Annotated in this window: 19 protein-coding genes; 5 read left to right on the forward strand and 14 right to left on the reverse strand. The window is 63.7% G+C overall.

Going from position 1 to position 23,808, the window contains the following annotated elements; all coding sequences use genetic code 11:
• Positions 1 to 26: 26 nt before the first annotated feature.
• From AC1RQ5_RS22305 to hpaR, 12 genes are all read right to left on the reverse strand, one after another.
• Complete coding sequence (locus AC1RQ5_RS22305) at positions 27 to 3,203, reverse strand: efflux RND transporter permease subunit (RefSeq protein WP_493201842.1); 3,177 nt, start codon at positions 3,201 to 3,203, stop codon at positions 27 to 29.
• A gap of 174 nt (positions 3,204 to 3,377) precedes the next feature.
• On the reverse strand, positions 3,378 to 4,343 hold the full coding sequence (gene ihpB / locus AC1RQ5_RS22310) for a divalent metal ion exporter adaptor subunit IhpB (RefSeq protein ID WP_493201844.1): 966 nt from the start codon (positions 4,341 to 4,343) through the stop codon (positions 3,378 to 3,380).
• Positions 4,340 to 5,611 carry a divalent metal ion exporter subunit IhpA gene (ihpA, locus tag AC1RQ5_RS22315; protein ID WP_493201846.1) on the reverse strand — a complete coding sequence of 424 codons (1,272 nt, stop codon included), beginning with the start codon at positions 5,609 to 5,611 and terminating at the stop codon, positions 4,340 to 4,342. Before ihpA ends, ihpB begins: the two co-directional genes overlap by 4 nt.
• Before the next feature lie 53 nt (positions 5,612 to 5,664).
• Positions 5,665 to 6,024 carry a hypothetical protein gene (locus AC1RQ5_RS22320; protein WP_493201848.1) on the reverse strand — a complete coding sequence of 120 codons (360 nt, stop codon included), beginning with the start codon at positions 6,022 to 6,024 and terminating at the stop codon, positions 5,665 to 5,667.
• A gap of 192 nt (positions 6,025 to 6,216) precedes the next feature.
• Entirely contained in the window at positions 6,217 to 7,215 is a 999-nt protein-coding gene (locus tag AC1RQ5_RS22325) for a Bug family tripartite tricarboxylate transporter substrate binding protein (protein ID WP_493201850.1), read from the reverse strand.
• A gap of 313 nt (positions 7,216 to 7,528) precedes the next feature.
• On the reverse strand, positions 7,529 to 8,305 hold the full coding sequence (locus AC1RQ5_RS22330) for an HpcH/HpaI aldolase family protein (protein ID WP_398483078.1): 777 nt from the start codon (positions 8,303 to 8,305) through the stop codon (positions 7,529 to 7,531).
• 123 nt (positions 8,306 to 8,428) lie between these two features.
• The gene (locus tag AC1RQ5_RS22335) at positions 8,429 to 9,517 is read right to left on the reverse strand and encodes a malate/lactate/ureidoglycolate dehydrogenase (protein WP_493201852.1); all 1,089 of its coding nucleotides are present in this window, start codon (positions 9,515 to 9,517) and stop codon (positions 8,429 to 8,431) included.
• 36 nt (positions 9,518 to 9,553) lie between these two features.
• Positions 9,554 to 10,297: an ABC transporter ATP-binding protein gene (locus tag AC1RQ5_RS22340; RefSeq protein WP_493201854.1), complete on the reverse strand. Its 744-nt coding sequence runs from the start codon at positions 10,295 to 10,297 to the stop codon at positions 9,554 to 9,556.
• Positions 10,297 to 12,075: a branched-chain amino acid ABC transporter ATP-binding protein/permease gene (locus AC1RQ5_RS22345; protein ID WP_493201855.1), complete on the reverse strand. Its 1,779-nt coding sequence runs from the start codon at positions 12,073 to 12,075 to the stop codon at positions 10,297 to 10,299. The genes AC1RQ5_RS22340 and AC1RQ5_RS22345 overlap by 1 nt, the downstream gene beginning before the upstream one ends.
• Positions 12,072 to 12,947, reverse strand: coding sequence for a branched-chain amino acid ABC transporter permease (locus AC1RQ5_RS22350; protein ID WP_398483087.1), 876 nt, complete (start codon positions 12,945 to 12,947; stop codon positions 12,072 to 12,074). The genes AC1RQ5_RS22345 and AC1RQ5_RS22350 overlap by 4 nt, the downstream gene beginning before the upstream one ends.
• A gap of 183 nt (positions 12,948 to 13,130) precedes the next feature.
• Entirely contained in the window at positions 13,131 to 14,279 is a 1,149-nt protein-coding gene (locus tag AC1RQ5_RS22355) for an ABC transporter substrate-binding protein (RefSeq protein WP_398483089.1), read from the reverse strand.
• 153 nt (positions 14,280 to 14,432) lie between these two features.
• Positions 14,433 to 14,942 carry a homoprotocatechuate degradation operon regulator HpaR gene (hpaR, locus tag AC1RQ5_RS22360; RefSeq protein ID WP_493201857.1) on the reverse strand — a complete coding sequence of 170 codons (510 nt, stop codon included), beginning with the start codon at positions 14,940 to 14,942 and terminating at the stop codon, positions 14,433 to 14,435.
• A gap of 130 nt (positions 14,943 to 15,072) precedes the next feature.
• Between hpaR and AC1RQ5_RS22365 the strand changes: the two genes are divergently transcribed.
• From AC1RQ5_RS22365 to AC1RQ5_RS22385, 5 genes are all read left to right on the forward strand, one after another.
• Positions 15,073 to 15,474: a 5-carboxymethyl-2-hydroxymuconate Delta-isomerase gene (locus AC1RQ5_RS22365; RefSeq protein WP_493201859.1), complete on the forward strand. Its 402-nt coding sequence runs from the start codon at positions 15,073 to 15,075 to the stop codon at positions 15,472 to 15,474.
• Positions 15,467 to 17,017 carry a 5-carboxymethyl-2-hydroxymuconate semialdehyde dehydrogenase gene (hpaE, locus tag AC1RQ5_RS22370; protein WP_493201860.1) on the forward strand — a complete coding sequence of 517 codons (1,551 nt, stop codon included), beginning with the start codon at positions 15,467 to 15,469 and terminating at the stop codon, positions 17,015 to 17,017. Before AC1RQ5_RS22365 ends, hpaE begins: the two co-directional genes overlap by 8 nt.
• A 154-nt stretch (positions 17,018 to 17,171) precedes the next feature.
• On the forward strand, positions 17,172 to 18,155 hold the full coding sequence (gene hpaD / locus AC1RQ5_RS22375; protein WP_493201862.1) for a 3,4-dihydroxyphenylacetate 2,3-dioxygenase: 984 nt from the start codon (positions 17,172 to 17,174) through the stop codon (positions 18,153 to 18,155).
• 134 nt (positions 18,156 to 18,289) lie between these two features.
• Positions 18,290 to 19,162, forward strand: a complete 873-nt coding sequence (locus AC1RQ5_RS22380; RefSeq protein WP_493201864.1) for a fumarylacetoacetate hydrolase family protein — start codon at positions 18,290 to 18,292, stop codon at positions 19,160 to 19,162.
• 166 nt (positions 19,163 to 19,328) lie between these two features.
• Positions 19,329 to 20,954, forward strand: a complete 1,626-nt coding sequence (locus AC1RQ5_RS22385; protein ID WP_493201866.1) for a thiamine pyrophosphate-dependent enzyme — start codon at positions 19,329 to 19,331, stop codon at positions 20,952 to 20,954.
• A 250-nt stretch (positions 20,955 to 21,204) separates the two neighbouring features.
• On the opposite strand, the gene AC1RQ5_RS22390 is transcribed toward AC1RQ5_RS22385, so the two are convergent.
• Both AC1RQ5_RS22390 and AC1RQ5_RS22395 read right to left on the reverse strand, forming a co-directional pair.
• A complete protein-coding gene (locus AC1RQ5_RS22390) occupies positions 21,205 to 22,419 on the reverse strand; it encodes an ABC transporter substrate-binding protein (protein ID WP_493201868.1) in 1,215 nt (404 codons plus the stop codon).
• Between the two features lie 111 nt (positions 22,420 to 22,530).
• A complete protein-coding gene (locus tag AC1RQ5_RS22395) occupies positions 22,531 to 23,769 on the reverse strand; it encodes an MFS transporter (RefSeq protein ID WP_493201870.1) in 1,239 nt (412 codons plus the stop codon).
• Between the last annotated feature and the right edge of the window lie 39 nt (positions 23,770 to 23,808).

Here is a 23,808-nt window from a genome sequence, read left to right on the forward strand (position 1 = left end):
TCGCTGCGCTCAACCCATCCTACGCGCTAGCGACGCGTCCCTTCTCTTCGGAACAGGATGTAGAGCGCCGGCAGAACCAGCAGCGTGAGGATGGTGGAGGAGATGATGCCGCCGATGACGACGGTGGCGAGCGGCCGCTGCACTTCGGCACCCGGACCGGTGGCGATCGCCATCGGCACGAAGCCGAGCGAAGCCACCAGCGCTGTCATCATCACCGGACGCAGACGCGTGAGCGCGCCTTCACGCACGGCCTCGACGATCTTCATGCCTTCGGAGCGCAGCCGCTCGATGAAGGTGATGATCACCAGGCCGTTGAGCACTGCCACACCCGAGAGCGCGATGAAACCGATGCCGGCGCTGATCGATAGCGGGATGTCGCGCAACAACAGCGCCGCGACGCCGCCGGTGAGTGCGAGCGGCACGCCGCTGAACACCAGCGCCGCATCTGCCGCAGACCCGAGCGAGATGAACAGCAGCAGGAAGATCAGCGCCAGCGCGACCGGGACCACGATGGTGAGACGCTTGGTGGCGGAGACCAGCTGCTCGAACTGACCGCCCCAGCCGATCCAGTAGCCCGCCGGCAGCTTCACCTTTTCGGCGACCTGCGCCTGCGCATCGCTGACAAAGGAGCCGAGATCGCGGCCGCGCACATTGGCCGATACCACGATGCGGCGCTTGCCGTTTTCACGGCTGATCTGGTTCGGCCCCGGCGTCACCTCGATGGAGGCCACCGCCGAGAGCGGCGTGTAGCGCATCTGCGCCAGCGGCGAATTGCTGTTCAGTGATGCGCGTGTCGCCGCCACGGCCGGCGCTTCCACTGAAGGCAGCGGGATCGGCAGGTTCTTCATCGCTTCGATATCGGTGCGCATCTGCTCGGGCAGACGGACCACGAGATCAAAGCGGCGATCGCCTTCGAAGACGAGGCCGGCATGTTTGCCACCCACCGCGGTCTCGACAATGCCCTGCACGTCCTGCACGCTGAGGCCGAGACGCGACAATGCCGGACGATCGAGTTTCACGATCAGCATCGGCAGGCCGCTGATCTGCTCGGTCTTGACGTCGGCAGCACCAGGCACGCCGCGCAGCACGGCCTCGACCCGGCCGGCGGTCTGCAGCAGCTGATCGAGATCGTCGCCGAAGATCTTGACGCCGACATCGCTGCGCACGCCGGAGATCAGCTCGTTGAAGCGCATCTGGATCGGCTGGGTCAGTTCATAGACATTGCCCGGCAGCATGTCGCCCTGCCGCTCGATGGCGGCAACGAGATCGGCCTTGCTGCGCTTGGGATCCGGCCACTGGTCGCGCGGCTTCAGCATCACGATGGTGTCGGCCACATTGGGCGGCATCGGATCGGTGGCGACTTCCGACGTGCCGAGCTTGGAGAACACCTCCTTCACCTCGGGCATCTGCAGCAGCACCTTTTCCAGCCGCATCTGCATGTCGATGCCCTGGGTCAGGCTGGTGCCGGGAATGCGCATGGCATGCAAAGCGACGTCGCCTTCATCGAGGCTCGGGATGAATTCGCCGCCCATGCGCGAGGCCGCGAAGCCGGTGAGCACCAGCAGCGCGACCGCTGCCATCGCGACCATGCCGCGGAAGCGGATCGCGAGCGCGAGCAGCGGCAGATACACACGGCGGCAGCCGCGCATGAAGAGGTTCTCCTTCTCCGTCACCTTGCCCGTCACCAGCAGCGCTACAGCCGCCGGCACGAAGGTCATGGACAGGATCGATGCGCCGGCCAGCGCCATCAGCACCGTCAGCGCCATCGGCGTGAACATCTTGCCTTCCACGCCGGTCAGCGTCAGCACGGGCAGATAGACCACGGCGATGATCAGTGTGCCGAGCAGGCTGGGCTTGATGACTTCCTTCGAGCCGGCGAGGATGGTGGCGAAACGCTCATCCCGTGTGAGCAGACGTCCCTGCTTCTGCTGCTCATGGGCGAGCAACCGCAGGCAGTTCTCCACGATAATGACGGCGCCATCGATGATGATGCCGAAATCGATGGCGCCAAGGCTCATGAGATTGGCGCTGACCTTGCTCTCCACCATGCCGCTGATGGTGATCAGCATGGAGAGCGGAATGACCAGAGCGGTGGCCACCGCGGCTTTGAAATTGCCGAGGATGAGAAACAGGATGACGATGACCAGAAGCGCGCCTTCAAGCAGGTTCTTCTCGACGGTGGCGATGGTGGCCTCGACCAGTCTCGTGCGGTCATAGAGGACGCGGGCGACGATGCCGTCCGGCAGCGTCTGCGCGATCGCCTCGAGCTTGGCCGAGACGCGCTGCGACACGGTGCGGCTGTTCTCGCCCATCAGCAGCATGGCGGTGCCGAGCACCGTCTCCTTGCCGTCGAGGGTGGCAGCACCGGTGCGCAGATCGGTGCCGATCTCGACATCGGCGACATCGCTGATGCGTACCGGCACGCCGCTGCGCGAGCCGATCACCACATTGCGGATGTTCTCCAGATTGGCCACCTGCCCCGGCGTGCGGACCAGATATTGCTCGCCGTTGCGCTCGATATAGCCGGCGCCGACATTGGCATTGTTGGCCGCGAGCGCCGTCATCACGTCGCGAAAACTGAGGCGATAGGCCATCAGCTTGCTGGGATCGGGCAGCACGTGGAACTGCTTCTCATAGCCGCCGATGGTGTTGACCTCGACCACACCCGGCACGGTGCGCAGCTGCGGCTTGACGATCCAGTCCTGCACGGTGCGCAGGTCCATCGGCGTGATGGGCGAGCCATCGGCATTTTTCGCGCCGGGTTTTGCGTCGAGCGCAAAGGTGTAGATCTCGCCGAGGCCGGTGGAGATCGGGCCCATGGCAATCTCGATGCCCGCGGGAAGCTGATCCTTCACCTGCTGCAGGCGTTCGCTGACCTGCTGGCGCGCGAAATAGATATTAGTGCCTTCGTTGAAGACAATGGTGACCTGGCTGAGCCCGTAGCGCGACAGCGAGCGCGTATATTGCAGGCTCGGAATGCCGCTCATATTGGTCTCGACCGGGAATGTGATGCGCTGCTCCACTTCGAGCGGCGCATAACCGGGCGCTTCCACATTCACCTGCACCTGCACATTGGTGATGTCGGGGACAGCATCGATGGGGAGACGGGTGAAATTCCAGGCACCAAAGGCGGCGACGGCGAGCACGCCGATCATCACGAACCAGCGCTGGCGGATGGAGAAGGCGAGAATGGCATTGATCATGATTCCGCTCCGTCCCTCATGGTGAGGAGCGCGCTTTTGCGCGCGTCTCGAACCATGAGCTGTTGGAGCTCCGTAGCCATCCTTCGAGACGCCGCTTCCGCCTTCGCTCGTCGAGCTTCGGCGGCCAAGTCGGGGCTCCTCAGGATGAGGGGCGGAGAATGTTCGGCGACGAGCTCAATGGTCATGGGACGCCTCCCCCTTGCCGAGTTCGGCCTTGACCACAAAGCTGTTCTTCGCCGCATAGCGGTCGCCATCCATCAGGCCGAACACGATCTCGACATTCTCGACATCGCGCTGGCCGATCTCGACCTCGCGGGACTCGAATTTTTCACCGTTGCGGACGAAGACGACGGTCTTGTTCTCGACGGTCTGCAGCGCCGTCGCTTTCACCGCGACCGGGACCTGTTTGGCGGAGAGGATCAGGCGGGCCGACACGAACAGGCCGGTGCGCAGCCGCATGCCCTCATTGGCGACCACCGCACGCACCAGCGCGCTCTGGGTGTCGCTGCTGCCGACCGGCGAGACGTAGGACAGTTGCGCCTCGATGGGCGCGCCGCCATCGCCGACATCGATCTGCACGGTGTCGCCGATGCGCACCCGCGGCAGATCACGGCGATAGACGGAGAGATCGACCCAGACGGTGGAGATATCGGCAACGATAAAGGCTGGCTTCTGCTCGGAGGCATATTCGCCGAGCGAGATCTGGCGATCGATCACGGTGCCGGAGATCGGCGCGCGCATCTCATAGACCGAGAGACTCTGATTGCTCTCGATCTTCGCCAGCAACTCGCCCTTTTCCACGGTGTCGCCGATGCGCTTCCTGATCTCGCGCACGACGCCCGGAAAACGCGGCGTGACCTGCACCAACGCTTCCTGGTTCGGCTGCAGGATGCCATTGAGGATGATGGAATTGCGCAGTGTGCCGGGCGTGGCCGTGAGGATTTCGATGCCTGCGGCTGCGAGTTTGGCATCGGACATCTGGACGACGCCTTCTTCCGCGTGGCCGTGACCTTTGTCACCATGCGCCTTATCAGCGGTCTTCGCGGCTGGTCCGGCATTGCCGATGGACGTATTGAGATAAACGCCGGTGCCGACAGTGAGCGCTGCGGCCGCCATCAGCATCATGAGTGGCTTGTTCATCGTGCGCTCCCCCGCGCCAGTGCAAATGGATTGCCGACCAGGCCCTCGATGGTGGCGACGGCGACATGGAAATTCTGCTGGGCTTCCTGCTCGCGCAGCCGCGCCTGGGCGACGCTGGCCTGCGCATCGAGCACTTCGAGCAGCGAATAGCGCCCCTGCCCGTAGCCTTCGGAAATGGCGGCAGCGGCGTCGCGCGCTTTCGGGATGCCGGTTTCGCGCAGGATCGCGAGTTCGCGCAGCGAGCCCTGCAACGTGTCATAGGCGCGACCGGCGACCACGATCAGCGTGTTGCGATTGGCCTGCCGTTCGGCGGCGGTCTTGGCGAGGCTTTCCTGCGCCGAGAGGATGTTGCCCTGGTTCTGGTCGAAGATCGGGATCGGCACCGAGACCGAGAGGCGCACGGCATTGTCCCCGGTGTCATGGAAACGGCGCAGGCCAGCGGAGACGGTGACATCCGGATAAGGCTTCAGCCGCGCCAGCAGCAACTGCGCATTGCGCTGGGCGAAGATCGCCTTCCAGCGCACGAGCTGCGGATTGGCGTCGATGGCCGTGACCACCGATTGAAAGCTCGGCGCCCGGCCCGTCGCATCGAGACGGCCGGACACCACCGTGAACTTCGGTGCGGCGTCGCCCATCAGGATTGCGAGTTCACGGCGCGCCGAGGCGAGCGCGGCCTTGGTGCGCTCGAGATCGGCCTTCACCAATGCGGAGGCGACATCGGCGCGACCGGTTTCGGCGACCGATGATGCGCCGGCCTCGACGCGCCGCTGCAGCAGCGGCGAGATCTGGTCGATGGCCGCAACCTGTTCGTTCAGGATCTCGATGCGGCGCTGCAGGCCGAGCACGGTGAGGAATGCAATGGCCGTCTCGGACAGCACTTCCAGCCGCACCGCCTGACGTTCGATGCCGGCGGCGTCGAGCCCCGCCTGCCCGGCGGCGATGCGCGCGTCGCGCTTGCCCCAGAGTTCGAACATCTGGCTGATCTGCAGCGTCGAATCCGCCCCGCGCGTGCCGCGATAGGCGCCGGAGCCGAGCGCGCCATCGATCTCATAGGAGATCTCCGGATTGATCAACGCGCCGGACTGGATGCGCTGGCCGCGCGCGATGCCGATGTCGCGCTCGGCAGCGGTCAGGCGCGGACTGGCGGCGAGCGCGCGCTGCAAGGCGCTGCCCATGGTGAGGGTCTGCGAATGCGCTTGCCCTGTCAGCGGAGACGCGACGAGCAGCACAACCGCGCACGCAAAACGCGTGGCGTATGTCGAGAACATGGGAAAGCCTGACGAATAACAGAGTCAGGGCGCTAGGCGCCCGGCGATGTTGTTCAGGTCAGGAATTTGGGGGGCGGCGGATCGATCCCGCGCGGCAGGCTGCGACGCTCGATGTCAACGAAAGCGACCGTCCGTGTTTTGACGGCGACCGGCTTGGCGGTCGTCACGTGCGGCTCGGCCGTCATGAAGAAACAGCCGTGACAGTGATTGTCCGCCACGGTTCCCATATCGGAATGGCCGACGCCCTTGTCGGCGATCGACATGATCGTCTCGAGCGACGGATTGGTGACATCGAGGCCACACAGACCATGCATCGCGCCCGTGATCAGGTAAGTCGCCAGCACGAACGCCACCAGCGCCCGGCGCGGCAAGCGCAGGATGCGAGAGCGGGACATGCGGGAGAAAAACGTCACGGGAGCCTCATGGGACGGATGACACGGACGTATCACGCTCGCCCAAGGCTGTCGATCTGCAATAGAGTTACAGTTCCTTCGCCACAATGTCGCAGGAGTGGCGGGCCGTAGGGCGGATGAGCGAAGCGTCATCCGCCGCGGAGACTCGGCGGCGGATGACGGCTTCGCCTCGTCCGCCCTACGGTCACCTATCTATTGCGGTTGCGGCCCCAGCGCTGCGGCGAGTTCCGCCCAGACCGGCGCCTCGTCCTTGTAGAGTGCGTTGCTGGCCTCCAGCGTCATCGCGCCTTCATCGACACCCTGGCTCTTGAGCAATTCGCGCACGCGATCACTCTTGCTGGCGGCAACGAACAGCGCGTTGAGTTTCGCCACGATCTCCGGCGGTGTCTTGGCCGGCGCCATGCAGCCCTGGAAGGTGAGCAGCGCATGCGCACGCGATGTCGCGCCCTGCTCCTTGAATGTGGCGACATCGGGCAGCGCCGTGATACGGCGGCGCGACACCGCGACGGGATTGCCCTTGCCGGCCTGCAGCACGGGCAGCGCGGCCGCATAGCTGCCGATGCCGGCATCGATGGAGCCGCCGGCGAGATCGCTCCACATCGGCGCCTCGCCGCGATAATGCACGGCTTCCATCTTGAGGCCGTATTGCTTGTTGAGCTCGACGATCACCATGTGGGCGAAGGAGCCGGCGGCATAGGTGCCGACATTCACCTTCTCGGTCTTCTTCGCATAGTCGATGAAGTCCTTCAGCGTTTTGGCGCCGATCTTGTCGCTCACCACCAGCGGCAGGCTGCCGCCCGGCATCACCGTCACCCAGGTGAAATCCTGCGCGACATTGTATTTGTTGTCCTTGATAAGCACGGGATTGAGCATATAGGCGGTGGTGTTGCAGATCATCAGCGTGTGGCCATCGGGATCGGAGCGCTTCAGCTCCGCGGCCGCGACGGCGCCACCAGCGCCGGCCTTGTTCTCGATGACGACGGTCTGTCCGAGTTCGCGCTGCAGATATTCGCCATAGACGCGGGAGAATTGATCGGTCTGGCCGCCGGCGGCGGAGCCGGCCAGGATCTTGATCGGCTTGGTCGGCCATGAGTTGGCGCGGACGAGTGACGGTGCGCTGAGCAATGCGGCGGCACCTGCGCCGGCAGCGAGTAATTGACGGCGGCTCAGCAGATGCAGTTTGTTTCGCACGATCATCCTCCCGATGTTTGATCTCGTCTCTGCGGACGAGTGCATCGAGTATGGACTGCTTCGGTGCGGGAAATCAAAGAGCGCGTGCGTTGAATCAGCGTGCGCAAACGTCGCGTGCGGTGGTGTTATTCCGTGGGGTGGATGTGATGCGCCACATTCGTCATTCCGGGGACGGGCCGACGCCGTAGGCGGCGGGACGGAGCCCGGAATCTTGGAGTGTTCATCACCTCTCACGTCATGTGCGGAGAGAGGTGCGTCGCTGATCGAGGTTCCGGGTTCGCGCTGTCGCGCGCCCCGGAACGACGAGATCAGATCACGCCTTGCCGCCGGAGTTCTTGCGGGTCTCGGCGACCCAGTTCTTCGCACCGGTGGCCAGAATGCCGCTGTCGTTGAGCAGCGTCACCAGCTTGAAGCCCATGGCGATGTTCTTCGCTGCACCCACCGGCCCCGAGCAATGGATGCCCGGCGCAATGCCGCGCTTGTCGCATTCCTTGATGAGCTTGTCGTAGATCTTGAGGATCTCCGGCTCTTCGCGATCGAGCTTCGGCACGAGGCCGTAGGAGAAGCCGAGATCGGACGGGCCGACATAGACGCCGGCAATGCCTTCGACATCGAGGATGGCTTCCATATTGTCGACGGCGGTGCGGGTCTCCAGCATCGGGATGCACAGCGTCTCGTCATTCGCCGTGTCCTGATAGGTGCCGCCGGCGCCATACATGCCGGCGCGGATGGGACCGTTCGAACGCGTGCCGCGCGGCGGATATTTGCAATACTGGACGAAGTTCTCGGCTTCTTCCTTGGTGTTGACCATCGGGCAGATCACGCCATAGGCGCCGCCGTCGAGCACCTTGCCGATGATGCCGGGCTCGTTCCACGGCACGCGGACCATCGGCGTGACCGGGTGGCCGTTCATGGCCTGGAAACAGGTGACCATGGACTGATAGTCCTGCACGCCGTGCTGGATATCGACGGTGACGCTGTCGAAGCCGCATTGCGCCATCACCTCGGCGGAGAAGCCCGACGGGATCGCCAGCCACGCATTGACGACGGCGCCGCCCTTTGCCCAGATTTCCTTGACTCGATTTGCCATTATTCGTTTTCCTCTGTCGCCGCTCGAAGTGAGACGTCATTGCGAGGAGCGAAGCGACGAAGCAATCCAGTTCTTCGCTTGTTGCTTTCTGGATTGCTTCGCTGCGCTCGCAATGACGGAGTGTTACTTGCTGGTCGCGTTCTTCACGGCCTCTTCACTGACGCCGACGTCGCGCGCAGTCTGCACGATGGCCGCCCAGGTCTCGTCCGGCAGCGGCACGCCATTGGCGGTGCGATCGGCGCGGGTCTTGGCTTCGTTGTCGCCGGGGATCATCACCGCATCGACGCCGGCGGCCGGCTTCGCGCTCTTGAAGAATTCCACATAGCGCGCGACTTCGCCGTCGAAGAAGTTGGCGGGGTCGATCTTCTTCGGATCGATATAGATCGAGAACATGCCGTTCGCGAAGGGGCGGCCATGCTTGGTGGCGCCATTGCCGGTGAGCGCGCCGCCGAGCAATTCGCAGATCAATGCCAGGCCGGAGCCCTTGTGATCGCCGAAGGCGCGGATGGCGCCGGTGCCCTGCGAGTGATCGCGCGGGCCTTCCATCTCATGCGGACCGTAAAGCGTGGCCGGATCCTCGCTGAGCGTGCCGTCGATATTGATCAAGGCGCCCTTGGGCAGCTTCTTGCCGCCGCGCGAGGCGACCAGCACCTTGCCTTCGGCGACAACCGACGTCGCGAAATCGAGCACTACCGGCGGGCCGCCGGCGCGCGGAATGCCGACGCAGTAAGGCGCAGTGGAGAGACGACGCTCGACGCCGCCATAGGGCGCGACCAGCACGGAGCCGGCGGCGGTGACGAAATGGATGGAGACGAGACCTTCGGCCGCCGCCATTTCCGCCCAGTCGCCGATACGGCCGATGTGACCGGAATTCTTGGTGGCGATGGCCGACAGGCCAGCGGTCTTGGCCTTCTCAATGCCGAGCTTCACGGCCTGCGGGCCGACGGTCTGGCCATAACCGAAGCGGCCATCGACGACGGCGAGCGACGGCGTATCAACGGGGATCTCGATGGTCTGGTTCGGGATGATCATCCCGTTATTGCGCCAGCGGATATAGACCGGCACGCGGATGACGCCGTGGCTGTCATGGCCGGTGAGATTGGCCGTCGTGAGATAGGTGGCGATGCGCCGGGCTTCTTCCCTGGTGGAAGACGCATGCTCGAACACATCGGCAACGAAGGCGATCAGCTTGTCGACTTGAACTGTAACCATGGCGGGACATTCGTCCTTGTTGTTGGGCCGTGAGTGTCAATGCGCGGGCAAGCCCGCGGCGGGCTTGCCGTGACCGCCGAGATAGGCGGCTGCGATGGCCTCGTTGGCCCAGAGATCCTCCGGTTTGCCGTCGAGCACGATACGGCCGGTTTCCAGCACATAACCATGATCGGCGACCGAGAGTCCCATGCGCGCATTTTGCTCCACAAGCAAGACCGTGGTGGACTGGCGTATCTCCGTAATGATGCGGAAAACCGCCTGCACGATGACGGGTGCAAGGCCAAGCGAGGGCTCGTCCAGCAGTAGCAGCCGCGGCTTGGCCATCAATCCGCGCGCAACGGCCACCATCTGCAACTGGCCGCCGGACAGCGTCCAGCCCAGCGCATCGGTGAATTTCCGGATGTCGGGAAACAGGTCGAACATCGCGTCCGCCTCGCGCGACAGCTCGGCCTTGGCCACCTTGCGGTTGGAGGCGCCGAGCATGATATTCTCTTTGACCGTCAGGCCGGGAAACACCCGCCTGCCCTCCGGCACATGGGAGATCCCCATGCGCACGATGGCTTCCGGGCCGAGGCCGGCGATCGACTTGCCGTCGAACAGGATATCGCCCTCCGCCGGCTTTGCGAGGCCGGAGATGGCGCGCAGCGTGGTGGACTTTCCGGCGCCATTGGCACCGAGCAGCGTCACCACCTGCCCCTCCTCGACCTTGCAGCTGATGCCCTGCAGCGCGACGATTTCGCCGTAACGGACATGAAGGTCCTTGATCTCGAGCAGCGCCATTACGCAGTTCCCAGATAGGCAGAGACGACATCGGGATGACGCAGCACGGCCATCGATTCACCATCCGCAATGCGGCGTCCGAAATTGAGCACGGTGATGTGCTGGGCGGCTTCCGACACCAGTGTCATGTCGTGGTCGATGATCAGGATGGTCAGCCCCTGCGCGGCGATCCGCTTGAGCAACTCATGCAGTTCGAGCTTCTCCGAGGAGTTCAGACCTGCGGCAGGTTCATCGAGCAGCAGCAGGGTCGGATTGCCGGCGAGCGCGCGGGCGATCTCGATCAGGCGCTGATGGCCATAGGAGAAGCTGGAAATCAGCTCATTGGCGCGCGAGCCGAGGCCGACGAAGGTGAGCGCCGCAAGCGAGCGCTCGGTGAGCGCGGTGTGGTTGCCGTTGCCGACCAGCGTATTGCCCGGACGTTCGGCGCCGATGATGACGTTTTCGAGCGCCGTCATCGAGCGGAACAGGCGGATGTTCTGGAAGGTGCGACCAAGCCCCGCGGCCGTGCGCAGATGCGGCGGCATGGTGGTGACATCGGTGCCGTCCAGCATGACCTTGCCCGATGTCGCCTCGTACAAACCAGAGAGCACATTGAGCGTCGTGGTCTTGCCGGAGCCGTTCGGCCCGATCAACGCATGCACGCCACCGCGATGCACGGCGATGTCCACCTCATCGACAGCCTTGAGGCCGCCGAAGTGTTTCGAGAGGCTGGTGACGCGCAGCACCATGTCGTCGCCGGTGGCTGCCGGTTTCAGCACCAGCGGCGCGGTGGATGGCGCCACCTTCTTCGGCGGTCGCAGGCGATCATAGGCGGCGGTGACGAAGCCCCAGATGCCATCGGGCATGAAACGGATGATCAGGATCACCGACAGGCCGTAGATCGCGAGATAGAGGCCCGGCACGCTCTTGAGGAAGCGCAGCCATTCCGGGATCAGGATCAGCAGGCCGGTGCCGATGGCCGAGCCGATCGGCGATGCCACGCCGCCGAGCAGCGACATGGTGAGGAAGACGATGGACTCGGCGAAGGAGAACTGATCCGGCGAGATATAGGCAAAGCCGCCGGCGAACAGGCCGCCGCCGAGACCGCCGAGCAAGGCGCAGATCGCAAAGGCGTAGATTTTGGTGCGGAACACATCGATGCCGCTGACGCCGGCCGCGAGTTCGTTGTCGCGCACCGCCCGCATGGCGCGGCCGAGCCGCGTATCCGGCAGATGCCAGACGAGATAGCCGACAAGGGCCAGCACGGCGACGCAGAAAGCGAGATAGGCCTGCGACGACATGAACAGCGACGGACGGCCGATCTTCGATACGCCGTCCGGACCCTTGGTAAGCCAGATGGCATTGATCATGATCAGCGTGATGATCTGCTGGAACGAGATCGTCACCATGGCGAGATAGTGCCCGCCGAGCCGCAGCGTGGACAGGCCAAGCAAGGCGCCGGCCGCCAGCGCCATGGCGCAGCCGCCGAACAGGCAGAGCCAGTAATTGAGCTGATAGTCCGTGGTGCCGAGGCCGACCGCATAGGCGCCGAAGCCGAAGAACGCCGCCTGCGCCAGATTGATCTGGCCGCACAGGCCGAGCACGACGGACAGGCCGAACACGGCGATCGCAAAGGTCGTCGCCTGCATCAGGATGTTGAGGATGTAGCCATCAAAGCGCATTGAGGCTGCGAGAAAGACCACGATGGCAGCGCCGATGAAATACGGTGCGTGGCGGATCAGCAGCGGCTTCGGGCGCGCGATGTCGGCGACCGACTGGATGTTTTCGGTGGTGCTCATGCTTTCTCCGCAACGCGTTCGCCAAAGATGCCCTGCGGACGGAAGATCAGGAACAGCACCAGCACCAGGAAGGCGAAGCCATCCTTGTAGGGAACGGAAATATAGGCGGCGCCGAAGGTCTCGATGACGCCGAGCGCAATGCCGCCGATGATGGCGCCGGTGACATCGCCGAAACCGCCGATGATGGTGGCGGCGAAGGCCTTCAGCGCGATGGTGGCGCCCATCTGGATCGAGACGAACAGGATCGGCGCGACCAAAATGCCGGCCAGCCCGCCGAGCACGGCGGAATAGATGAAGGTGATCATGATCATGGTGGAGACGGAGATGCCGAGCAGCGAGGCCATCTCCTTGTCCTGCGAGGTGGCCTGCAGCTTCTTGCCGATCATGGTGCGTTCGAAAAACCAGTAATTGAAGATCACCAGCGCGATGGTGACCGCGATGATGAGCAGATACTGGTTATCGAGATAGACCGGCCCGAGCTGGATGCCCGGCGTATCGAACCAGCCCTGCAGCACCTGCGGCTGCGGGCCATACAGCGCCAGCACGCCATTGGCCATCAGGATCGAGGCGCCGATGGTGGCGATGATCACCGGCAGATAGGTGCGGTGGCGCAGCGGATAATAGACGCCGAGATTGAAGATCACGCCGATGACGGCCATGCCGGCCAGCGCGATGATGAAGGACAGCCAGTACGGCAGCGCCAGATCGACAGCGCAGACCACCATCAGATAGGCCGCAACCATGGAGAATTCGCCTTGCGCGAAATTCACGACATTGGTGGCACGGAAGATGAGCACGAAGCCCAGCGCGACCAGCGCATAGACGGCGCCGATGCCGATGCCGGTAAAGAGGAGTTGGAGGACGAGATCCATTGCGGACTTCCAAGATCGTCATTGCGAGGAGCGCAGCGACGAAGCAATCCAGTTCTTCACTTGAGGCTTCTGGATTGCTTCGCTGCGCTCGCAATGACGGATGAGAGGCAGGCGCTGAACATTTCGAGATCCCGGGTTGACGCGCGTGCCCCAGGATCGACAACTGCGGCCGCGGAAGCGGCCTTAGTTGTCGAACTCGATATGCTTGTCGAAAACGATATTGCCCTTGTCGTTCTTCACGATGTTGTAGCCGTGCAGACCGTCGCCGTTCTTGTCGAAATTATACTCGCCCTCAGCGCCCGGATATTTCTTGATGGCGACGATGGCTTCGCGGATCTTCTGCGGATCGGTGGAGCCGGCATTCTTGATCGCCAGCGCCAGCACATTGATGGCATCGAACGGCCAGGAACTCTGATTGTCGGGCGCGACCTTGTAGGCATCGCGATACGACTTGCCGAACGCCTTGGCAGCATCCGACGATTCTTCTGCGTAATCGGCAACGCCGTAAGTGCCATACAGCGCCGGTCCGGCGAGCTTCAGCGCAGTGACATTGACGATCGACGGCGAGCCGACCCACGGAATGTTGACGCCGAGCTGACGCAACTGGCGGGCAAAGATGCCGAGATCGTTCTCGAAGGTGAAATAGGAGCCAAGGATATCGGCACCGGACTGCTTGATCGCCAGCACCACCGGGGTGAAGTCCTGGCTCTGATTGGCATAGCCCTGATCGATGGCCACCGTAGCGCCGAGCGGGCCGAGCGCTTCGGTGAGCGCCTTGCCGCCGGCAGTGCCGAAAGCATCCGTGGAATGCAGCACCGCCCATTTCTTCTTGCCGAGATTCTTGACGCCATATTCGGCGATGACACGGCCGGAATAGCTGTCATTGGGGCGGAAGCGGAACAGCCACGGATTGCCAAGCTTCGTCAGGTTCGGATCGGTACCGCCGAACATCACCGGCTTGCCGAGCTTGAGCACATCCGGCGCCATCGCATGCACCTGCGTGGAGCGGATCGAGCCGAGGAAGCCGACGATCTCGGGATTGGCCGCAAGCTTGGAGAAGGCCAGCACGATGCCGGGATTGGTGGTCTGGTCGTCCTCGATGATCAGTTCGATCTGCTTGCCGAGAATGCCGCCGGCCTTGTTGATGGCCTCGACCGCGAGCTTGGCGCCGCCGGTCGCATATTTGCCGGCTTCGGCCGCCGGGCCCGTGATCGGCGCGCACATGCCGATCTTGATCGTTCCGCCGCCCTGCGCGCGCGCACTGCCGATGATGTAAGGGGCCGCCAGACCAGCCGCGATGCCAGCCGTGAATCCACGTCTCGTGAGCGTCATCAAATCCTCCCTAAGAGGCCGGACTTGAGCGCCAGCCTTCTTTTGATTTTGATGACGCGGAGTTGAGCGAAAAATTCGGCGGCTGTCTACAGTGACCGTGAAATTCGTACGACGAATTCATCGCAGCGCCGCGCGAACGACTTTGCTGCAAAATTATGCAGACGAGGTATCGGCCGCATCGGGGTCATCGCCGGGCATCGCCTGAAGGCAAACCTCCAATTCACGCAGCATGGCCTGCAATTCCGCGAGCTTTCGCGCGCCAAAACGCTTCGTCATCTCGCCATAGATGGCCTCCGACGTCGGCGCGACGACTGCGATCAGTTTCAATCCCTTTGTCGTGATCGACACGATGTTGCGGCGCAAATCAGATTCGAGGAGATGGCGGGCGATCAGCTTGCGCTCTTCAAGATCGCGCAGGATTCGCGACAGGCTGGGGCCGAGCAGGAAAGCAACCTTTGCCAGCTCCGTGACCTCGATCTCACCGGACGCCGCCAGGGCACGAAGAATGCGCCACTGTTGCTCGGTGAGATCATGGGCCCGCAGCGATGGACGAAACTGGCGCATCACCCCTTCCCGCGCTCGCAGCAGCGACATCGGCAATGATTGCGAAAAATCGCGCATCGGGATTTTGGCGGGTGCGCGTGATCTGGAGGCTGACGTCATCACGGTCTCATTGGTCGGCGCGTGCATCGCACAATCGAATTTCGCGCAGCGCGGTTTGATCGCAATCATTTAACATGTTAATTGGATCGACGGAAAGCTGCTCTGAAGACAGCGCCGAACAGGGATGGTCATGCCGCATTTCAGCATCGAATATTCGGCCAATGTCGGCACGGCTGTCGATGTCGGCGCCTTGTGCGAGGTGGTCCGCAAGGCCGCTGTGGAGACCGGCATCTTCCCGCTCGGCGGCATTCGCGTCCGCGCGATCCGCTGCGAGCATTACGCCATCGCCGATGGCCTGCCCGATGCCGGCTTCGTCGATATCCTGCTGCGCATCGGCGAAGGCCGCTCGCTCGAGGCGCGGCAGAAGGCCGGTGCCCATATTTTCGAGGCGGTCTCGGCCTTTTTTGATCCGGCGTTTCTTGCCGGCAGCAAATTCGCACTCTCGCTCGACATCCAAATCAACGATCCCGCGACGAGCTGGAAGCGCAACAACATTCACGACATGCTGAAGACAGAGGCCGACAATGGCTAAAGCTCCCGCCGATCCCGCTGCCGTCTACGCCGCCAATCAGGACCGTGCTGCGCCGCTGCTCAAGGCGCTGCGTAGCGATGGCATCGGCCATCGCATTAATGGCGAGGTCGTCGCAGCCTCTTCGGGGGAGACGTTTGACACCAGCTCGCCCATCGACGGCACCGTGCTGGCCAGTGTCGCGCGCGGCACCAAGGAGGATATCGACAAGGCGGCCAAGACGGCCCAGCGCGCCTTCAGGGACTGGCGCGACATGGCGCCGACTGCGCGGCGCAAAGTACTGCACCGGATCGCAGATGCCATCGAGGACCATGCCGACGATATCGCGACGCTTGAGTGTATCGATACCGGGCAGGCCTGGCGTTTCATGTCCAAGGCCGCGGTCCGCGGCGCGGAGAATTTCCGCTTCTATGCCGACCGCTGCGTCGAGGCGCGTGATGGGCTGAACACACCGGCCGAGGAGCACTGGAATATCTCGACCCGGGTGCCGATCGGCCCCGTCGGCGTGATCACGCCGTGGAACACGCCCTTCATGCTGTCCACCTGGAAGATCGCGCCGGCGCTCGCGGCCGGCTGCACGGTGGTGCACAAGCCGGCGGAATGGTCGCCGATCACGGCGGACCTGCTGGCAAGATTGGCCAGGGAGGCGGGCCTGCCCGATGGTGTGCTCAACACCGTGCATGGCATCGGCGAGGAAGCCGGCAAGGCGCTGACCGAGCATCCCGCCATCAAGGCCATCGCCTTTGTCGGCGAGAGCGCCACCGGCTCCGCCATTATGGCGCAGGGCGCGCCGACGCTAAAGCGCGTGCATTTCGAGCTCGGCGGCAAGAATCCGGTGATCGTGTTCGACGATGCCGATCTCGACCGCGCGCTCGATGCAGTGGTCTTCATGATCTATTCGCTGAACGGCGAGCGCTGCACGTCATCGAGCCGGTTGCTGATCCAGAGCAGTGTCGCGGACAGGTTCATCGAGAAGCTTGTGGCGCGCGTGCAGGCCCTGAAGATCGGGCATCCGCTCGATCCGGCGACCGAAGTCGGTCCGCTGATCCATGAGCGGCACCATGCCAAGGTGTGCAGCTATTTCGACGTGGCGCGCCAGGATGGTGCCACCATCGCGGTCGGCGGCAAGGCGCATGACGGACCCGGCGGCGGGCATTATGTGGAGCCGACGCTGGTGATCGATGCGAAGCCCGGCATGCGGGTAGCGCAGGAGGAAGTGTTCGGCCCGTTCCTGACCGTCATCCCGTTCAAGGATGAAGCGGAGGCCATCGCCATCGCCAATGACGTGCAATATGGCCTCACCGGCTATGTCTGGACCGCCGAGATGGGCCGCGCGCTGCGTGTCGCCGATACGCTGGAGGCCGGCATGATCTGGCTGAATTCGGAAAATGTGCGGCATCTGCCGACACCGTTCGGCGGCATGAAGGCCTCGGGCATCGGCCGCGACGGCGGCGACTATTCGTTCGACTTCTACATGGAGACCAAACACGTCTCGCTGGCGAAGGGGACGCACAAGATTCAGCGACTGGGTTTGCCCTCATCCTGAGGAGCGCGCACAGCGCGCGTCTCCCAGCGAATGGCGTAGCCGTTCGCAAGGGATGGCCGCGGGATCCGAACCAAGACTCCTCATGGTTCGAGACGGCGCTACGCGCCTCCTCACCATGAGGGACTGAGAGAATAACGCATCACAGGAACGCCGCATGCCCGCACCGGTCCACGTCTTCGATCCGCCCTTCAACATCCTGCGCGCCAGCCATGTGGTGCTGGATGTCACCGACCTCGCGGCCAGCCGCAGATTCTACGAGGACATTGTCGGTCTCCATGTGGAGGACGCCGACAGCGACACCGTCTATCTGCGCGCCGTGGAGGAGAATCAGCATCACTCGCTGGTGCTGCGCAAGGCGGCGACGGCCGGATGCCATCGCCTCGGTTTCCGTGTTGCCAGCGAGAACGATCTCGACAAGGCGGGCGCCTTCTTCGCCGCCCATGGCATCAACTACCTCTTCGTCGATCGCCCGTTCCAGGGCCGCACGCTGCAGGCCACCGATCCGTTCGGCTTCCAGCTTGAACTCTACGCCTCCATGGAGAAGCGCCCGCATCTGTTGCGCCGCTTCGATCTCTACAAGGGCTGCCATCCGCAGCGGCTCGATCACTTCAACGTCTTCGCCGCCGAATTGCAGGACACCATCGATTTCTATGCCCGGCTCGGCTTTCGGCTGACCGAATATGCCGAGGAAGACGGCGACAACGGCCGCATCGCTGCCGCCTGGATGCATCGCAAGGGTAATGTCCACGACCTCGCTTTCACCAATGGCAAGGGACCGCGGCTGCACCATTTCGCCTATTGGGTGCCGACCGCGATGAACATCGTGCATCTCTGCGACGTGATGGCCTCATCGGGCTATCTTGCCAATCTCGAACGCGGCCCCGGACGTCACGGCATTTCCAATGCGTTCTTCCTCTATGTGCGCGACCCCGACGGGCATCGCCTCGAGCTCTACACCTGCGACTACCAGACCATGGACAGCGACCACGAACCGCTGCGCTGGTCGCTGAAGGACCCGCGCCGGCAGACGCTGTGGGGCGCACCTGCCCCGCGCTCGTGGTTCGAGCAGGGGTCGGTGTTCAACGGACAGGCGGTGCGGGATCCGTTGTTCGTGGCGGATGTGACGATTGCGGATTGAAAACGACTTGTCATCGCCCGACTTGATCGGGCGATCCAGTAGACGGAGACGATCATGTACAAACACGGGCAGCGCCGTTTACTGGATCACCCGCTTTCGCGGGTGATGACAATTGAGCGTGAGGCAAACGCATCATGACCCATTCTCGCCTCGCCAGTTTCACCATCAACGGCGAACTGAAATACGGCGCCGTCAGCGATGACGGGATCGTCGATCTCTCCGCGCGCTATGGCGGCGACTACCCCTCGCTGCGCGAGGCGATCGAACACCACGCCTTGCACCGCCTCATTGATGCCGCCGCCAACCAGCCGGCGGATTTTGCGCTGGATGACGTCGCCCTGCAGCCGCCGATCCCCGTGCCGGAAAAGATCATCTGCATCGGCGTGAACTATCCGGACCGCAATGCCGAATACAAGGATGGCCAGGACGCACCGAAATTCCCGTCGATGTTCATGCGCACACCGCGCTCCTTTGTCGGCCACGGTGCACCGCTGGTGCGGCCGAAGGCATCGACACAACTCGATTACGAAGGCGAAGTCGTGCTGGTGATCGGCAAGGCCGGCCGCCATATCGCCGAACGCGATGCGCTGGACCACATCGCGGCGCTGACGCTCTGCAACGAAGGCACGATCCGCGATTGGGTGAGGCACGCCAAGTTCAACGTCACCCAGGGCAAGAACTTCGACTCGACCGGCAGCCTCGGGCCATGGATCGTGCCTTATGTCGATGAAAGCCAAATCGCCGACATTCGCCTCACCACCCATGTGAATGGCGAGTTGCGGCAGGATGATCGTACGTCGCGGCTGATGTTCGGCTTCCGCTATCTGCTGAGCTATATCTCGACCTTCACCACGCTGGTGCCGGGCGATATCATCGTGACCGGCACGCCCACTGGCGCCGGTGCGCGCTTCGATCCGCCGCGCTACCTTGTCCCCGGCGACGTGATCGCGATCGAAGCGGATGGCATCGGCACGCTGCGCAATGGGGTGGTGGACGAGCAGCAGTAACAACAAGCTCCGCTGCGTCCGCTCTCCCCTCCGGGGAGAGGGTTAGGGTGAGGGGGCGCCGCCGGCGACGTTCACTTGTGGCAGCCCCCTCACCCGCCGCGCTGCGCGCGACGACCTCTCCCCGGTGGGGAGAGGTGAAGAAAGAACCGACAGTCAGGAATTGATGATGACAGTACAAACAGGCGGCGAGGCCATTGTCAGCGGGTTGAAGGCCCACGGGATCGACACCGTGTTCGGCCTGCCCGGCGCGCAGGTCTACGGGCTGTTCGACGCTTTCCATCAGGCGAAGCTCAATGTGATCGGCGCGCGGCATGAACAGGCTTGCGGCTATATGGCCTTCGGCTATGCGCGCGCGTCGGGCAAGCCCGGCGTGTTCAGCGTGGTGCCCGGTCCCGGCATCCTCAATGCGAGTGCCGCGATGTTGACGGCATTCGGCTGCAACGAGCCGGTGATGTGCCTGACCGGCCAGGTACCGACGGACTATCTCGGCCGTGGCCGCGGTCATCTGCACGAAATGCCCGACCAGCTCGCGACGCTGCGCAGCTTCGTCAAATGGGCGGAGCGGATCGAATATCCCGCGGATGCGCCGACCCGGGTGGCGCGCGGATTTCAGGAGATGATGTCCGGCCGCCGCGGGCCCGTGGCGCTGGAAATGCCGTGGGATGTCTTTACGCAGCGCGCGGAGACGGCGGATGCGACGGTGCTTGCGCCATTCGCCCCGCCCGCGCCCGATCCGGATCGCATCAAGGCCGCGGCGGCGCTGATCAAGGCGGCGAAGGCGCCTATGATTTTCGTCGGCGCTGGCGCGATGGAGGCCGGCGCCGAGATTCTCGAACTTGCCGAGATGATCGATGCACCCGTGGTGGCGTTCCGTTCCGGGCGCGGCATTGTCAGCAATGCGCACGAGCTCGGGCTCACCATGGCCGCCGCCTATAACCTGTGGCCGCAGACCGACCTGATGATCGGCATCGGCTCGCGCATGGAATTGCCGGCCACCTTCCGCTGGCCGTTCAGGCCGGATGGGCTGAAATCCATCCGCATCGATATCGACCCCGTCGAGTTCAGGCGGCTCAAAGTCGATGCACCGATCATCGCCGATGCGGCGGAAGGCACGCGTGCGCTGGCCGCTGCGGTGAGCAAAGCCGAATATACGAAGACATCCGGTCGCCGCGAGACGATCCGCACAGCGTCGGCCAAGGCTGCGAAGGATATCCAGGTCGTTCAGCCGCAGATGGCCTATCTCGACATCCTGCGCGATGTGCTGCCCGACAACGCCATCGTTACCGACGAGCTGTCCCAGGTCGGATTCACCTCCTGGTACGGCTTCCCGGTGTATCAGCCGCGCACCTTCATCACTTCCGGTTATCAGGGCACGCTCGGCTCCGGCTTCCCTACCGCGCTGGGCGCCAAGGTGGCGCATCCGGACCGGCCGGTGGTGGCGATCACCGGCGATGGCGGCTTCATGTTCGCGGTGCAGGAACTCGCGACCGCCGTGCAGTTCAGGATCGGCGTGGTGGTGCTGGTGTTCGACAACAATGCCTATGGCAATGTGCGCCGCGACCAGCTCACGGTGTTCGACGGCCGCGTGGTGGCGGCGGATCTGGTCAATCCGGATTTTGTGAAGCTGGCGGAGTCGTTCGGGGTGAACGCCGCGCGGGTGAAGTCACCGGCGGAGTTCAAGCCGACACTAGAGAAGGCTCTGGCGGATGGTGGGCCGTATCTGATCGCGATCGACGTGCCACGGGACTCGGAAGTGAGCCCGTGGGCGTTCATCCATCCGAAGAAGCCGTAGGGCTCTTAACCTCTCCCCCGCATCTTGCGCGGGGAGAGGTCGATCCGGCGTAGCGCAGCGCAGCCGGATCGGGTGAGGGGCGAGGCACGAGGGCTGTGTTGACCGAGCGCGATCGGATCGAAGAAATTTCGAAACGCGTTCTACAGAGCTCCACAAGAATCCAGGCGGAAAGCGCGTGCCACGCCCCTCACCCGCCGCGAAGACGCGGCGACCTCTCCCCGCAAAAGGGCGGGGAGAGGTTAAAGAGCTCCTACTTCACCGGTGGATCCAACTGCGTGCAGCCGCCCTCGCTGATCGGGCGCATGATATCCGCGGCCTTCACCTTGCCCTTGATCTTGAGCAGGTCCCATTCGCCCTTCACTTCCGACGGCTTCTTCACTTCCGCCAGCAGCATGTCGTTCATCAGCCGGCCGTCCTCGCGCACCTTGGCGCCCGGCGCGAAGAAATCATCCACCGGCATTTCCTTCATCTTGCGCATCACCGTGAGGCCGTCATTGTCGTTGGCGGCTTCAGCAGCGCGCAGATAGTGTTTCACGGCGCTGTAAACGCCCGCCTGGGAATGCGTCGGCATCTTGCCGTGCTTGGCCATGAAGCGCTTGCCGAAGTCGCGGCTGGCATCGTCATTGTCCCAGTAATAGCCTTCGAGATATTGCACGCCTTGCGTCGCTTCGGCGCCGAGGGCCTTCACCGAGGTGAGATAGAAGATCAGCACCGCGAGCTTCTGCTTGCCCTCGCCGATCTGGAATTCACGCGCCTGCTTGATATTGGTGACGGTATCGCCCGACGCATTGGCCAATGCGATCACCTTGGCGCCGGATGATTGCGCCTGCAGCAGGAAGGACGAGAAATCCATGCTGCCGACCGGATGTTTCACCGAACCCAAGACCTTGCCGCCGGCGCCTTCGACGACCTTTGCGACCTCGGCCTGCATGGCGATGCCAAAGGCATAATCCGCCGTGATGAAATACCAGGTATCGCCGCCATCCTTCACCACGGCTTTCGCGATGCCCTGCGCCAGCGAATAGGTGTCGTAGAGCCACATGGCGGCGGTCGGCGCGCATTGCTTGCCGAACACGTCGGCCGTCGCGGAACCGACATGCACCAGCACCTTGCCGCGCTCGCGGGCGAGATTCTGCACGCCCAGCGAAATGGCGGAATTGCCGATGTCGAAGATCGCATCCACTTTCTGCTGATCGTAAAGTTCGCGCGCCAGCGAGACACCGATATCGGTCTTGTTCTGGTGATCCGGCCCGAGCAGTTTGACGGGCTGGCCACGGACCTTGCCGCCGATATCGTCGATGGCGAGCTGCGCGGCCACCACGCTGCCGGTGCCGCCGGCATCGGAGAACACGGAGCTCTTGTCGTTCAGTACGGCGATGGAGAGTGGCTTGGTGATCGGCTCGGCCAGCGCGGAGCCATTGAGGCACGCAAAAAGCGCGGCAGCCAGGATGCCCGTTCGGGTCATTGTCGTTTCCTCGGTTTGTTTTTATGGCGGAAACGTAGCGAGGGCTGCCGGGCTTGGCCAGCGGATTTTTAATCGCGCGATTAAATCGGATCTCGGCGCGAGCCAGAACGATTATACCGCTGACACCGCACCTTGCTGGTGCCAGCGCCGAGACGCCAGCAGCAGCAAGATCGCACCGGCAGCAGCCCAGCACACCACCGGCAGCCATCGGAGCAGCGCCGCATAATCCGGCACGGCGGGCAGACCGCCCGCGACTGCCCCCATGCGCGCGAAGGTGGCGAGCGCCAGCGCCGAAAAGACGAGGCCGACGACCTTGCCTTCGGCGCCTGTCTCGCCGATCGCCATGGCGGCGGTGACGGCGCTCATCATCACGCAGCCCCACGCGGCGCCGGCGACGAATTGCGCGGCGATCAGCAGGTCGAGATTCGGCGCCAGTTCGGCCGCGATAACGGCGACCGCACCGATCAGCGCAGCGACGCCGATGACGACGATGCCGCCGAAACGCTTGACCAGAACACCGGCCGGAAACATCGCGATGTTGAAGCCGATCCAGAACACCGGCAGCAGCCATTGCAGGTCCGCTGCTGCGGCGAAGCGACGGAAGAACGGCACGCTGTTGATGCTGACATGAAGCTGGAATCCAAGCGCGAGGATCGTCATGGCCGCAATGAACAGCAATGGCGTTCGACCGAGCGCCTTGTCCTGTGCAGGCAGCGCCGGCTTCTCCCGCGCGCTGACCTGTACAAGGCCGCGCTCGACCCGCGACAGCGGGACTGTCACCAGCAGCAGCGTGATGCCAGCGATCACGAAGGGCACGCGCGGATCGACGCCACGCAGCGATGTGGCCATGTAAGGCGCGACGGCACCGGCGAGGCCGTAGCCGAGCATGGCCAGCGAGGCGAGCATCGGCCGCGACGGGAGCGCGGCATATTTGCCGAGCAGCGCCAGCGGCGGCGCACGCAGGGCGGAGGATGTCGCCGACCAGATCACGATGAGGACGATCAGCGCGACCTGCGCAGTGGGGCCGGCACCAGCGACGAAAGGCAGCGCGACGAAACAGGCGCATGAAATCGCAGTGATGATGCCGACGATCAGCCCGAGGCGCCCGACCACCGCAGACACTTTGTCGGCCATCATGCCCATCAGCGTATCGGTGACGGTGAAGATCGCCTGATCGAGCATCAGGATATAGATCACCACCGCCGGCGCGATGCCGGCATCGGCGGCGAGCTTTGGCAGATAGATCACATAGGTGACCCAGCCGAGGGTGAAGACCAGCTGCAGCACCGCGAGCCACGCGCCCGCGCCCGTAGCGGCGCCTGATGTGCCGGTTCGTTCCTGTTCGCTCATGGTCCCCTCGCCCCGCGCAACCATAGAATGGTCGCTGCG

The sequence above is a fragment of the Tardiphaga sp. GW821-FHT12E02 genome (genome assembly GCF_058807155.1).